The 15578-nt window shown below is 42.9% G+C and carries 7 protein-coding genes; 1 reads left to right on the top strand and 6 read right to left on the bottom strand.

From position 1 onward, the window contains the following. Positions 1-2 precede the first annotated feature (2 nt). From ACFSQ3_RS08390 to ACFSQ3_RS08380, 3 genes are read right to left on the bottom strand one after another with little or no spacing between them, the layout of a single operon-like run. Positions 3-2066: a RagB/SusD family nutrient uptake outer membrane protein gene (locus tag ACFSQ3_RS08390; protein ID WP_380869091.1), complete on the bottom strand. Its 2064-nt coding sequence runs from the start codon at positions 2064-2066 to the stop codon at positions 3-5. A 28-nt stretch (positions 2067-2094) separates the two neighbouring features. Continuing rightward, on the bottom strand, positions 2095-5271 hold the full coding sequence (locus ACFSQ3_RS08385; RefSeq protein WP_380869090.1) for a SusC/RagA family TonB-linked outer membrane protein: 3177 nt from the start codon (positions 5269-5271) through the stop codon (positions 2095-2097). 34 nt (positions 5272-5305) lie between these two features. After that, positions 5306-6790 carry a glycoside hydrolase family 76 protein gene (locus tag ACFSQ3_RS08380; protein WP_380869089.1) on the bottom strand — a complete coding sequence of 495 codons (1485 nt, stop codon included), beginning with the start codon at positions 6788-6790 and terminating at the stop codon, positions 5306-5308. Positions 6791-7093: 303 nt separating this feature from the next. Between ACFSQ3_RS08380 and ACFSQ3_RS08375 the strand changes: the two genes are divergently transcribed. After that, complete coding sequence (locus ACFSQ3_RS08375; protein ID WP_380869088.1) at positions 7094-9637, top strand: AfsR/SARP family transcriptional regulator; 2544 nt, start codon at positions 7094-7096, stop codon at positions 9635-9637. 78 nt (positions 9638-9715) lie between these two features. Here the strand turns inward: ACFSQ3_RS08375 and ACFSQ3_RS08370 are convergent, their stop codons facing one another. Genes ACFSQ3_RS08370 through ACFSQ3_RS08360 form a run of 3 tightly spaced genes read right to left on the bottom strand, consistent with a single transcriptional unit; the run spans position 9716 to position 15566 of the window. Further along, the gene (locus ACFSQ3_RS08370) at positions 9716-11872 is read right to left on the bottom strand and encodes an alpha/beta hydrolase family protein (protein WP_380869087.1); all 2157 of its coding nucleotides are present in this window, start codon (positions 11870-11872) and stop codon (positions 9716-9718) included. Positions 11873-11887: 15 nt separating this feature from the next. Continuing rightward, positions 11888-14098 (bottom strand): redoxin domain-containing protein, encoded by a 2211-nt coding sequence (locus tag ACFSQ3_RS08365; protein WP_380869086.1) that lies wholly within the window; start codon positions 14096-14098, stop codon positions 11888-11890. Positions 14099-14114: 16 nt separating this feature from the next. Then, positions 14115-15566: a RagB/SusD family nutrient uptake outer membrane protein gene (locus tag ACFSQ3_RS08360; RefSeq protein ID WP_380869085.1), complete on the bottom strand. Its 1452-nt coding sequence runs from the start codon at positions 15564-15566 to the stop codon at positions 14115-14117. Positions 15567-15578 lie beyond the last annotated feature (12 nt).

Genomic DNA, 15578 nt, shown 5'->3' with positions numbered 1-15578 from the left:
TTTTATCGGTTTGGTTGTTGGTCAATCAATGGGCTCTTTGCTACTTCGCCGCCCGGAATAGAAAAATAATAATCGATCGGCTGATAACCGAAGGTTTTGGATGAAACCCACTGAAAGCGTGTATCAAAGAAATATTTGCCTTCGCGCGTCGAGAAAAAGGGATACAATCCGCGGAAGCGATAGTTCTCATTATTGCTATAGAAATTTTTATCACGCGTTTCGCCCCAAAATCCATCGCGTCCTTCATAATGATTAACGCGCCAGCGCCGCAAATCCCACTTGGATTTATGCTCAAATGCCAATTCCTTCCGGCGTTCTTTACGTACAGTATCTCGACTTGCAAGGTCGGGTGTCAACTGCCCAACGAGTAAACTCGCTCCGGCGCGTTCGCGAATCTGATTGATGCTTTCTGTTGCCACTTGCGATAAATTACTGCCGTCCGGCGATGGTTGATCCGCTAGCTGCAACTCTATCGCAGCTTCGGCAGCAGTCAAAAGCATTTCCGCATAACGCATTAAAATAAAGGGCTGTGCGGATTTCCCTTCTCCGGTAACGATTTCCGCGGAAGTTTGCAACCATTTACGGATGTAGAAACCCGTGAGCGTCGCTTCTCCATTATCGAAAAACGGACCTTCTTGTCCAGCTGCGGTCATCGTTCGACCTTGATACTGCACCGTCTGCTGTCCATTTCCTTCACGCGGACTTAAATACAGCGTTTTCGCATTACCATTGAAAATACTCAGATTTTGATAGCGCTCATCTGCCGTATTGTAGGCGTAGTTTGAGAAAAATGGCTTGATCGGCGTCTCGCCCGTAAAAACACCCGCACGGATTTCCATTTCGCGGAAACGGAATTGATCAAATGGAAAAATAACATAAGCTCGTAAACGCGGTTCCGCGTTTTGGAAAAAATCGGAAGGATTATCGTACATAATATAATCGCCCGACGCGTTGTCCGAACCTGTCGTTACGCGAATTCTTCCATTCGGATAGCGCGGAAAGCCCTCAAAAAGCTCCACGAAATCCAATGTTGGGCAAGTTCCTGCGGAAAGTGGCTGACGAAATGAATACGGCATATTATAACCATCAAAACCGTGCGTTATTGTTGGAAATAGGTAGCGCTTCACGTAAATATTCTCTGTACTGCTTACATCCGTAAACATATCGACCATATTTTGAAACTGTGCTTCCTTGTTTCCTGCAGCCCAACCTTTTCGGTAGAGCGAGTATTTCCCAGATTGCATGACCTGTCGCGCCGCTTTATACGCTTCCGTGAAATAACGTTGTGATGCCGCAGCAGCGCGAGATGCTTCGAAACCAATAACGCGCACCTGCGTTTTGCGTCCCAAACCGGTCAAACGTCCAATTACGTTTTCATTGTATTTAGCGACGCTCCCAGCATAAAGCATCGCTTGTGCTTTGAAAGATAACGCCACGTATTTATTGGAGTAACCTTCCTTCGGGCTCGTTTCGTTCATTAACTCAATCGCTTGATCGAAATCCGAGAGAATTTGATCCCAGGTTTCTTCTTCACTAGCTCTGGGTACTTCGAGATCCGCATCATCGGCAGGATATTGAATCACTTTGGTCACCAACGGCACTCCGCCAAATCGCTTGGCCATGGTGTAAAACACGAATGCGCGGATGTAATATGCTTCTCCTAAATAGTGGTTATACAAATCCTCGCTAAAATTACTTTGGTACTGTGGCAAGGTTTCGATCAAATGGTTGGCATTTCGGAGTAAACCGAACGCCTGTCCCCAATAAGCGGTACGTTCACCAGTAAACGCAGTGGTAATTCCGTCGCGATTTACCGCTTCGCCGGATCCATCAATTCCGACTGAGTTTAGCCAGCCATTATATTCAAATCCCCACTGGCTCATGTATTTAAAATCTTCGAATGGCATACGGCTGTACATCGTTGCCATATAAATATCCACACTGGCCGGTGTGCTAAACAGCTCATTATCCGACACAATATTCTTCGGTTCAATATCCATCTTCACACAAGATTGCATAGCAGCAAACAGTGTCAGACTTAAAAGTATTGGAACAAATCGTTTCATAGGTTTTAGTTCTTTGGTCTGTGATCGATTAAAAATTAAGAGAAGCACCCACCGTGTAGGTTTTGTTGAGTGGATACATTCTCCCCAAATCACTATCCGGATGTTCAGGATCAACAAATTTTACCGCCGTAATGGTGAATACGTTGTACGTGTTCGCGAAAACACGCAATCGCATGTTTGGATTTTTAGCAAATGCTGGCAATGTGTATCCCAACTCCAAACTTTTTAGCCGCAAATACGAGGTGCTGACGCGATTGAATTCTGAATTTCCTCTCGGATAACGTCCGGTATATGCATAATAACCCGGAATCCATTCCGTTGCTGGGTCGTACGGATCGGCATTGGGGTCTACCGGACGCCAACGATCTAAATATTGCGTCAACGTTCCTCCGCCGTTACTTCCCCAGATAGCATAAAGCGGTTCTTTGTATTCCATCGAGCCTAAAGCTGATCCTTGAAATAGCATCGCTAAATCAAAGTTTTTGTAATTGGCTTGCATATTCAAACTGAAGTTCATCCACGGCGTTTGATCAAAAGCAAATGGATGCTCGTCCAAACCGCTGATTTCTCCGTCACCGTTCCAATCCACATATTTGTAATCGCCGGGAAGTTGGTCGCGCTCCGTATAAATTGGATAATTTCGGATATCATTCCAATCCATAAACCGACCGTCCGATAAGTAACCAAATTGCTGACCTTGATAACGTTGGTTTAAGTTATCATCGCGCCATTTTCGGTACGAATTTGCATAAGGTCCATTCTGCACGCCAACCAAATATTTGTTTCTCGTAATTGTGGCAATACCGCGTAAGCTATAACCAAAATCACCAATCTGATTGCGGTGGCGTAGCTCTAATTCTAAGCCAAAGTGTTGATCGCTATTTGCATTTTCCAAAGGAGCTTCCATTCCAATTACGGTCGGAAAATCACCTAAGCGACGATTGAAAAGTCCGTGTCTTCTCCGATCGAAGTAATCCAACGTAAAGCCGAACTTGCCGTTCCATGCATCGAAATCCACACCCACATTCAAAGCCGTTGCTTCAAACCAAGTGAGGAATTGATTAGGAATACCTCTACGCGTAACACCCGTGATGTATTGATCTCCGAAAAGATAACCAGGAGCATACTGGTTGTAATAACCATTCTCCGCATTGCCACTGGTAGCAGGATAATTGTATCCGGAAACCCAATCAAAATTCCAGTTATTTCCTATATCATCGCCCAATAAGCCATAGCTAGCGCGTACTTTTAATTGATCGACAAACTTTAATGCATCAATAGATTTGAAAAATGGTTCTTCAGAGATTCGCCAAGCGGCTGATCCCGATGGAAAAAATCCCCATCGATTATCCTTAAAAAATCGAGACGACGCATCGTACCTAAATTGGAATTCAGCAATATAACGATCTTTAAAACCGTAATTTACCCGACCAAGCGCGGCTTGTTTTGCTTCATTATAATAATCTCCCAAGCCACCGTTCATTCCGGTCATTTGTCCTTCTTCGACGCCTAGAAACAGGATATCGGAATTGAAAGCCAAATTCTTCATTCCGTAGAAATTATCGCCGTCATTCTTTTGGGTTTCCCAACCCACTAATGTGTTTAGTGAATGTCCGTTTCCGAAGGTGCGATCGAAATTCAATGTAAACTGACTTAGAATTTGTTGCTTTTCGAAAAATTCGCGTCGCATTCTGCTCGGACTGCTTAAATCAAACAACTTCTGGTTGTAACGATTATTAATCGGATCGAACGCATATTGATAATATTCCTTGCGGAAAATGGCATTGTTATCCGTTCGGTAATCGTAGGAAATTAAACCTCGCGCGGTTAATCCTTTCAAGGATTCCGATAAAGTTCCAAAGTCATAATTCAATGCAGCGGACGACTGAAACGTTTTCTGTTTGTATTTTCGATAACCGGAAATATCTGAATAGATCATCGGAACGGTATTCTGCTCCAAACCAATTCCTTCATAATTGATCAATGTTCCTTCCGGATCAGCAAACGCCGGAACCAGCATTCCTTGAGCCCAATAATTCCGAATAATATCTACTGACGATGCATACGGATTGTTTTGCACGTCTGACATTCCTGCTAAATTAAGTTCTAATTTCAGTCCTTTTGTGATCTCGGTCGTTAGATTCGTTCGTATATTGAATTTGTGGTAATTCAAATCGCCACTTCGGAAAAATCCTTCCTGAAAATTATATCCGCCACCGAAGTAATATTGGGTTTTAGCGGAACCGCCCGAAATGCTCAAATCATGCGCCGTTTGTGGCGATACTTCTGAAAAGATGAGGGATGTCCAATCGGAGGATCGTCGTGCTCCGGTGCGGAAATCTTCGAAATCCTTTTCGGTGTACACGTGGTTTCCACCATTAATGTTGTTCATTGAACGCTCGTTGTACAAGGTCATTGCTTCAAAAGCCGTTGCCAAAAAAGGCATATTCGACGGGCGTTGAAACGTATACGAACCATTGTAGTTCACAGCAATAGCGCCTTCTTTCCCTTTTCTTGTGGTCACTAACATCACTCCGTTCGCTGCACGAACTCCGTAAATGGACGCAGAAGCATCTTTAAGTACCGAAACATCCTCAATATCGGCGGGATTTAAGCGTTGAAAATCTTGAATCGACCTAGGGACACCGTCTATAATGACCAACGGTGCGCCCATTCCGCGGATATCGAAATTTGCGCGGTAGGATCCTGGTTCGGCACTTTGCTGCCAAACACGCACACCCGCGATTCGTCCAGTGAGCATATTTTGTGGATTTTCATTCCGCGTTTGACGCATCTCAGTACCTTTCACACCGGAGATGGCGCCAGTAAGTGTTTTCTTTCGCTGCGTGCCGTAAGCAACCACAACTACTTCTTCTACGCTTTGATCCCCTGCTTCGAGTTTCACGTTGATGTTCGTTTTCCCATTCACGGCTTCCTCTACGGGCTGATAGCCGATGAAAGTGAATTGCAATACGGCACTCGCGGGCACACTAATACGATAAAAACCTTGCTCATTTGTGCTGGTAGCGATTTGTGGTGTTATACCTTTCACCACTACCGAAACATTGGCTAAAGGTTGATTTAGCGAATTTGTTACCGTTCCTTGTATTGTTGTTTGCGCCAGCAAAATATTAGGCAAACATAAAACAAGCACGGTAAACGCATACACCGACATTGCGGCGCATCTTTTTAAGATTACCTTCATGGTTATATTGGTTTATAAATTGGTTTATCCCCTACTAAAAATTAATGTCCAATTGATGCTGACCGAGAAGCGCGTATTGCGCGGCATAAGTGAACATAAACATGCCTTCCACACCCTGGCCATTTCGCTCATCTTGCCAGCCTTTTAGCAAATTTGTCGGTAAATACCCATCCTCGTTGAAACGCTCAAATCCATAATCCAAGTTTTTCTGAAATGCATTTAGATACGCGTTATTCTGCTCATTAAGCGCTGTAGATTCTTGATATCCACGCAATAGTATGCCGTTGAACCAGTTTTTAAATCCATCCGTTCCGAACGTAAAATGTTGCGGAACATCCTGCCCTAAGGAAGCGAACTTCGCAAAACTTTTTTGGGATAGATTCTTTACATCGGAAGCATAGCTTTCCTCCTGCGTAGCACGATATAAGTCGGCACCACCAGAGAGCATTGTTCCGCTATTGTAGGTAAATGCTTCGCCCACTGCATCACGAAGTGGTGTGTTTGCTCGATAGCGGACACCCGCAATGTTTTCATATTGCAAGTCACAGTTGGGCACACATCCGCCCATCATATCGCTGTAGACACCCTCGCTATTCAAGAGATGATCTTTTTGCCAAGCGTAAACTTTCTTAGCATAATCGAGGTAATACGCTCCCTTATCAACCATCTTTGTCAACCGCGTTTTTTTATCGCTCGCATCAATGTAGTGTTTTGCTATCTGTTCGGATTTATCACGATAAAGTTCGTGCAACCAGACTAATGGCGTGATTAATGGTCCATTGCTACACGCATGTTTTGTGGTATAACCTGGTCCCCATGGAATACCGCCATTTTCCTGTCCTTGCTCATCCAACGTCGTATCCCATCCATCCAATACATAATCTGTTAAGTATTCCGCTTTTTGGCGATACGCATCATTTCCTGTCAACTTGTAGGATTCCAACAACTCCCGAATCAACCACATTTGATCATCATACACATTCAATACGCCCGTAACATTCGCTTGTCCTTTGGTGTTAACACGATCTACGGCGTAAACCGACCATTCTTTCGTTTGCGTAAAAGAAACCAACTCAAACGTGCCGAGATAATAATCTGCATTCGCATAAAGATCATCGAGCAATTTCACATAACGTTGGAAATGTAAATCATGCAATTGCGGATCGCCTGCATCCTTTGCTTTTTTCAATCCTGCTATAATCGCATTCACGGCTTCGATTCCGGCAGTGTACATCCAGACGGAAGCACGCTCTTCTGACTTACTTTTCGTAAATGGATTGTAGAAGCGGCGCATTTCAAACGTCTGCGGATCAAATTGCTTCCCCATCGTCACATCCACTAAGCTGATTGCGCGTTCTAAATTTTGCTTCGCAACTTGTAAAGGTTGGCCGATATCAGGGTCGACAACATCAATTTTCTGAACAGCGTTTTCCGAACAGGAAAACACCGTGGTGCTGGCCATGGTCGCGCAAACTAAAGCAGCACTAAGCGCGGTAGGAACAATACGGTTTAACGGCATGATGTTCTATATTTGGTTTAATAATTATTAGCTGAGCAACATGGTTAAAGTTGCTCGATCATAACAAACCAAATATACAAACGGAGGGGTTAATGAATGGGTTAAAAAAGGGCGTTTAATACGTATATAAATCTCTTAACCCCTATCGATCGATGCGTAACAATTCTGTGGGCACGTACTGTCGCCATTAAAAACAGCATCCTATCCCTATTTATGTACTAAAACGATTGTGGAACTTTTTTTACATTTGTTATATTAACACTACCGATAAATAGGCTTGTTATGTGCCGAATGATAAACTTGATGATGAATATAATTAGCCGCCTTAAACAATTAGCCATTCCAATCTGTGTCATTATTTCGATGAATTCGTTCAACACGTGGGCACAAGGGATAGCATTTACCGGTAGCAATTCTCCGATAGAGCAGCGATCTTCTTTACAATTATTTCAGGATTCTAAACATGCTTTCAATGGAAAACTGACCATTGATTTCGACCTTGATTTGATAGATAATAGAACAGCTGGATACATCATCCGAATCAAAGATCGCGGAAGCGATCCTACGTACAATCTGTATTTCGATAAAGAGGATGACGAGGGCGTATTTCGACTTAATGAAGAAGGTAAAAGTTGTTTGATTCGCTTATCTGTTCCCATGGAGAAGCTAAAAGCGAATCGTTGGCTATCTACGCGAATTGAGTATGATTTGCATCAAGGCGTGTTATCACTAACACTTGGAAAATTGAATAAAAAGGCGGTTCGCGCGAAGAAAAGAACCCATTACGATCCAATCTTGATCTTCGGCAAAAGCGATTACTTAATTGATGTACCAACATTTTCTATACGCTCTTTAGTTGTCAAAGATCAAAAGAAAACTTATCGCTTCCCGATGCTCGAAAGTGACGGAAATCAACTGCATGATGAACACGGCGAAAGTTTGGGTTATTTAACAAAAGGTACATGGCTTCTTAATAATGCCTATCATTGGCAACGGCATCGTGTACAGTATTCCAGCAAAAAAGCGGGATCCGATTACGATGCCAAGCATCAAATTGCCTATTACTTCAACAGCGATTCGCTATATGCACACTATCTGCGAGATAATACTCACCGAAGTTTCAAATTCACGGCGCCATGTCCTGTCTTAATAAAACTGGGCAATAGCTTCGTTGACACGGCTTCTAATCGGCTTTATGTGTACGAAACATTTTACGAACATCCCTATGACGGCCCAACCATAGCAAGTTTAGATTTATCGGATCTCACTTGGCGCGTGGAAAATGACAGTTATAAGGAGATGGAGATAAACCACCACGGCGTCCAGTATATAGCGAATAAAAAATCATTGTTCGTGTTCGGTGGGTTTGGAAACATGTTATATAATAACAAGATGATGCAGCTTCCAATCGACGGATCGTCCTGGACAGCGCCAAAGGAATTAACTGGCGATAAAATTTTACCGCGCTATTTCACTTCAATGGGCTATTCTGCTAAAAACAAAAAAATCTATCTTTTTGGCGGAATGGGGAACGAATCCGGCGAACACATCGTCGGAAGAACCTATTTTTACGATCTCTATGAAATTGATCCTGCTGACGGTACAGCAAAAAAAATATGGCAATTGAATGCGCCGGAGAAACATTTTGTGCCTGCCAAAGGGTTAGCTATTCCAAATGACGACTGGTTGTATGCATTAACTTATCCCGAGCATGTATCGCATTCACTAATCCAACTGAAGCGTTTTTCATTACGCGATGGCTATTCGGAAAACTTGGGCGATTCCATTCCTATCTATTCCGACAAAATAAGCACGCGCGCGAGGTTGTACTACGATGAATATTTACAAAAAATGGTGGCGCTGGTACAGGAATCAGATGATGATGTTCGATCAAAACTTTCCATCTATGAGTTGGAATTTCCAGCAATCCATCAAGCACAGCTTGGAGCATTTCCCGAGAAAAGCCAAAAGATTAAGTGGATTGTACTGGCCGGACTTCTGGTAAGTGGAGCAATTGCGGGAGCGGTTTTAGTTCGCCGAAAAACGGGCAGTCCAAAACTGGAAGTCGAAACGAATATCAATCAAACTTCCCGGAATGAAATCGTAGAAATTACGCATAAACGACCAGACCGTAATGCCATTTTTCTTTTTGGGGACTTTACCGTTTTGGATCGTCGTGGTACAGATATTTCCCATTTGTTCAGTACGCGATTACGTCAGGTTTTCTGTTTAATTCTACTGCATAGCGATGGTGCGGGAATTAGTTCTAACTTATTGAGCCATTTGATTTGGCCAGATAAAGAAAAAGACAAAGTAAAAACATCAAGAAATGTAGCTATCAACAATTTGAGAAAGTCGCTGAGTGACCTCGATGACATAGAAATTGTTTATGAAAATGGTCAGTACAAGTTGATTATGGCAGAGAATTGCTATTGTGATCATCAGAATTTGATAAAGCATTTATCGGCGCAACATAAGCTAGAAATTGATCGTTTGGCCCTGATCCTTCGGCGTGGATCGTTTTTATTGGGGATGGATGATCCGATGTTTGATGATGCCAAAGCCAAACTGGAGCAAACGCTAATTAGCAGGTTACAGAATGCTATAGAAGCAAACGAAAAGCAACATCATTGGGAGAATATTTATTCACTAGCAAAGCTCATGATGTTAGCGGATCCGACCAACGAGGAGGCGCTTTTTAAAGGGTTAAATGCGCTAACTAAGCTAAACCAAAATGAGAAAACACAGCGACGATTCTATGAGCAATTCGAAAAGCAACACATGGACGCTTTCGGAGAAGCGTATAATCGTAGTTTGGACGATATCCTAAAGACGTTTAAATCCTAGTAATCTATCCTGCCTTTAAAAAAACATATCCTGACGGTTTTACGATCAGGATATGTCTTTTAAAATCGGCTGCTTTTACTAATTCTTGAATCGCTCGAAAAATTCATAGGTTCGAAGCATTTGATCGATTCGTTGCGTTACATTTCCAGAACGCGTGATTTCATGATCTGCGCCCGGATGACGGATGTATTCTACGTCTCGACCTAAATATTTCAATTGCTTGTATAAATAGTCACCTTGCACCGGACCAGTTCTATTATCGTTTTCACCCGTAAAAATGAGCAAAGGCGTTTTGATTGCTGTGGCATAATTAATGGGCGATTGCTCTTGCAATACTTGCAAAATGCCATCCTCCCAAGGAAATCCTCCAAAATAACGCTTCAACATCGGCCAAACATTTCCACTACCAAAAAATGTATATAGATCATACACGCCGCGCTGGCTGGATGCAGCGCGGAAACGATGATCATGCGAGATAATCCATGTTGTCAAAAATGCGCCATACGATCCGCCAGTAAGATACAATCGAGTTGTATCCACCCAATTTTGAGCAACCACGTGATCCAACGCACTCAACACGTCAGTAGAAGGACCTTTTCCCCAATCTCGATAATTCGATTTTAAAAAATCTTCGCCATATCCGCTGGAACCCCGCGGATTACCATATATCACGCCATAACCTCTCGCCGCGAAATATTGATATTCATGCCACATGCTCGCATCGCCGGGACCGAACATGGATGCAGGCCCACCGTGGATCTCCACTAAAAGTGGCGCTTTTTCGTCGGCTGTTCCCTTCGTAGGTTTCAACAACCAATACTCCACGTCTAATCCCAATTCGTTTTTAAAAGTAAATTTTTCAGGCTTTACGATGGCTTTCTCTTTTAGCCATTCCGAATTAAGTGCAGTCAAAACTTCTTCATTAGAAAAGTTTGCGTCAGCTAAAAACAGTTCTGCCGGATTAGCAAATGTCGTTTTAGCGTAAATCGCTTTATTCTTACCGATCCAAAATTCGTTTATGCCTTCATCGACAGAAGTCAACGCGAAAATTTTTCCTGTAGATAGTTCTACGCGATTAACGACTTTACCACCGTTGCTCGGCGAAATAAAATATAAATCGGAATCGCCTTCGCCAAACAGCACCTGCCCTGCCGTACGATCGTAATCAATTGGTTTACCTTTCCAATTTTTAGTTTCGTAAACGAGTAATTGAGACTGCGTGAGCACGTTGGGAATATTTCTATTAACAGCAATGTATTTGCCGGAAGATGCGACCGCTTCCAATTGATAACGATATTGCCCATCGCCGAGCACCGTTTTGTGTGTTCCGTTCTGGGTATCGAAAATGACGATATCCGAGGTATTTATTCTGTCGGGATGCGCGATCGTGTCGCGATCAGTGCTTGCAATAATTTGTTTATCCGATAAAAATTCCGCTCGTGGATAAGATCGAAATCCTGACGTCAAAGGTTTTACGAGCGATCCTTCTTTCAAATCAACTGCATACCAATGCACGAAATAAAGCGTTCCCGTCGTAGAGTTTTCAGTCTGAAATTGCAATTTATTTGTACGTTTTGCTAACTCTTTCTTTTCGTTTTCCAAAAGATAGGCCGCCACACTTTCGGAATCGCCATCTGCATTTGGATTGGCTTTCGCATTCCGCAAAGATGCGTTGTTCGCGTCACCGGGACGCTCGTAAGACCATTTCGGCAACTCGTTTTTCGGGTTGAAATCTTTGCTTTCTATTAATTCGTCCAAAGTAAGTCGAACAGAAAACAAAGCCCTTTTGCTATCGGCGCTAAATCGAACTTGCTGTATAGGATAAGTAACTCCTCTAAAAAATGCAGAGGTATCTAGTTCATTCGACGAATATGGGTGCAATTGCACAACCTTTTCCTTCTTCTTTACCAAAGCCCAGCGTTTGCCATCGGGCGTGTAGATAATTTTTTCGATTCGTTCATCTAGTGCGTTGTTCAGCGCATTTTCCGACAACTTTTTGGATTTTAAAGCTCTCGTGAACCATTGCGTTTTATACGTATAACCGCCGCGAGCTGCAGTGTCTTGCGTTACGCTCTTGACCGAATAAGCGGCCTCAGAGATGTCCGCATTAACCTGCAAATCGGTAATCTGCTTGATTTTGGTCAGGTCCGTGACCGTAATTTTATCGCTCTGAGCAGATAAAGTTTGAACAATGGCGAGCGCTGCTATGCTCAGTAACTTGCTTTTTATATTCATAGTTTTTCGTTGGTATTAAGACTTATCTGCTTGCGTTAATTTTTGGATTAAATGTTTTGCGGACAATTTCGACTTTTGATCGATAAACCCTGGTTCCGTATCATCACCGATCTCATAAACCAAAGCTTCAGCATCGTAATTTTTATAAAAATAACTATAAGCTGTGAAAGTTGGTCCTTCAAAATAAAGCGGCTTTACGTGTGGATGATAGCTAGGAATAGCTTCCTTTAACCCATTAATCCAATCGGGAACAAAACCTGGAAACCTGCTGCTAAGCGATGGGTCAACGGTGTAATAAATATCCTTCGCCGTGGAATGGAAATCGATAGCGAAATACAATTCACGATCTTTTGATTTGATTTCTCGTTCGAAATAATCCCGAAATGCGCGCGTTTCTGGTTGATGAAACGCGTCCCAATCGCGGTTGAGATCAACACCGTTCGCATTCGTGCGCCAATGTCCTTCATCTACGCCATCAGGATTTCCGACGGGAATAAAATAAAGGTAATATTCGTCACGAAATGCTTTCGCATCCGGTGTGTCTCCCAACAAATAATCCACGAAGCCTGCGTACGCATAATGCCCTGTAATCTCAGGCGGATGCTGCCGTCCCATTACAATAATCCGTTTTTTGCTATTCGAGTTTCCTGCGCCATAAACGTAAAGCGGCGCATCAAGCGCCGTTTTACCTACCTCCGTTTTATCTAATTGAAGTTTTGGATTTACGTTTTCTAACCAAGCATAAGCTTTTGCAGATGGAATATTCTCCTGCGCCGCGATCCACGTCTTATTGGGTCCAACGGAAACATTAAACGCGATGGCTACTTTTCGGTCGCCTTCCAGAATGTAAGTCGGCGTGGGCAACTTTTCCCATGTCCCTTCATCCTTACTAATCTTCGGATCGTATCGATGATAGAAACCTGTAGCGTACTTAATTTTCACGCTGATCGTGGTATCTCGCTCCGCCCAAACTTGAAAACCATACCACGGACTTTGATTGATCGGCGTTTTCTCTGGAGAAATTAAGATTTCATAGGTTCCGTCATCGGCTTTAGCTAATTCATTCAATCGCGACCCTGCCGATTCGTTACTGAAAAACACGCGATTGTCCGCACTAAATGTATTTTTTATTTGCTTGGCCGTAGGTTGACTTTCTGTAGATTCAAATGCGATCGGATCCTGTCCTTTAAATGTGTTGCCTTTCCAACCTAATCCTACTTTTGATCCTTGTTGATCATTCTGTCCATTAAACAAACTATCCAAAACAATTCCCAATCGTTCTCCTTTCACATTTTTAGCTACGATAATGCCATTTTCATCCACTAAAAAATTTGCAGGAATCGCCCGCACTGCATACGCTGCAGCAATATCGCTATTCCAATATTTCAACTCCGAAACGTGCAACCACGTCAAATGATCATCAGCAATACCTTTCAGCCAAGCATCTTTCTTCTTATCTAGAGAAATGGCATAAATCTGAAATCCTTGATCCTTATATTTTTGGTAGTTTGCTACGATATTTGGGTTTTCCCGGCGACATGGCGGACACCAGGAAGCCCAAAAATCAATCAGTGTGTATTTTCCAAGGTGATCGTAAAGCGCAACATCATCCCCTTCCGGATTTGCAGCGGTTATTGGAGGTGCTTTTTTACCGACAGCAACTTGTCTAGTTACCTCAATAATCTTTTTCAATTCTTGCGTGTAGCGGGATTGCTGTTGTTTAGAAGTTAGTAAAGCAATATTCCGTTCCAATTGATCTGGCGAAAGTCGATAAGACCAATCGCGATACAACACATAGCTCGAAACAATCTCGTCGGGATGCTTCGCGATGAAATCTGCTACATCAGTATGTTTTTCTTTTTTGTACGTTTCAAAAAGCGTTTGGCTAGCCGATCCGCTCACTTCGAATTCTTTTGACGATGCGCCATCCAGTTGAACCTTAATATCTCCCTTATCTAGAAAAACATAAGATGGTGCTTCTTCTCTGCTCAAGGATAGGCCATACAACTCGGGCAAGGGCAATACTGTATTAAATGCAAACGCTTTTTTGCTCACTTTCGCGGAATCTATTACGGTAAATGTCTTATTTTCAAAACGATGCAAATACACATATTTACTATCGGAATGATTCACTGTACCTGCCAATTTTACGGGAGAATCTTGCGCTTGCAATCCGACAAAGCTGGATAACATACCTATTGTGGTAAGATATACTTTAGTTTTCATAGGAGTCGATTTTTATCTAAAACAATTTATTTGTTGCCAATTCCGTATTTGGTGCTGGAAATATATAATTCTGTGCAGATGTTTCCACTTTCGGCGTTTGGATATTGGCATCGCCTTTCGCTGGTAATGGCTGTAATTTACGAAGCAAATCGTGACCACGGAAACCCTCCCCTAGCAGCTCTATTCTTCGCTCCGTAGCAATAGCATTTAGCAACGTGCTTCTATCGCTTGCTGTTGCCGCAGGAAACGTAAAGCTAGCATCCGACCGACCATGCACCGCCGATAATAAAGAATAGCCAAGCGCTAATTGTCCGCTTTCCGCCGCTGATTCGGCATAATTAAGCAATACTTCCGCGTATCGAATAACAGGAATATAATCGATATAAGGCGATGCTTTTGCATATTTTCTTAAATATTGCCGACCGCTGGTTGTTTGTATCAGTGCACGGCGTGTATCATTCGATCGCCACTGCGCGTCCGAAATGATCCCATTTGGATTAAGATAATATTCTCTATTTACCAGATAAACGTATCCTAAAGCAGATTGACCAGAAACCGCATCTGTGGGCGTCATCGGCAAACTTAAAATGGATTCTGTCGTTGTATAATTTCCTCCGAATACCGTTTGGAGATCGCTTTGCAATTGATGCGCGACCCCACGTTGAGCGGAAAATGGCGCTGCGGTTTGCGGAACGATCTTAGCGGCTTCCTCGGAAACTTTTGCAAAGTTTTTAGTCGTTAGATAAACGCGCGTTTTCAATGCAATTGCGGTATTTTTGTGCGCTCTTGTTGTGTTTAACGATGCGGAAGCATGTTTATCCGGCAGCGCTTGTTCCGCTTCATCCAAATCTTTCAAGATTTGCGTGTAAATCTCCGCAACGCTACTTCTTGCTAAATCGTTGTTCTGCGTTCCTGTTTCGGCTTGCAATCGCAATGGCACACCCGCAGACGCACCTTGATCCGAATTGTAAGGTTGCCCGAAAACCGTGATAAGACTAAAGTAAGCGAGTGCGCGAAGAAATTTAGCTTCGCCGATATACGCTGACGCCGCTTCCCGAGAAATCACCTCCGTATTCTCCAAACCCTGAATTACTATATTGGCGCTATTGATCGTGGCGTAGGCGCCCGTCCAAAGATTGTTGATATCATTCGAACCCGAACTGTACGAATTGTTCCAGCTTTCGTATGCGGTATAGCTATTCGCTGTTACATTAATAAATTCTTCGCCGCGAACATCTTGATAGAGCAAATATCGTCCACCGTACAAACTAGCGGCCTTCAAGTTTCGATATATCCCATTCACCAATCCTTCTATCCGCGCAGGCGTATCGAAAACATTCTGATCAGAAATACTGGTTTCGGGAATAGGATATAATCCCGACTCACTTTTGCAGCTTTGGAAAATGGTAATAGGTACAAGTGCCCAAATAAGATATTTTTTTACTGGATTATGAATAAAGTTTTGCATGTTTTCTAATCA

Source organism: Sphingobacterium corticis (assembly GCF_042684745.1).
Taxonomy (GTDB): Bacteria; Bacteroidota; Bacteroidia; order Sphingobacteriales; family Sphingobacteriaceae; genus Sphingobacterium; species Sphingobacterium corticis.
Note: the sequence above shows the minus strand (reverse complement) of the source record. Positions and strands in the feature narration are given on the sequence as shown.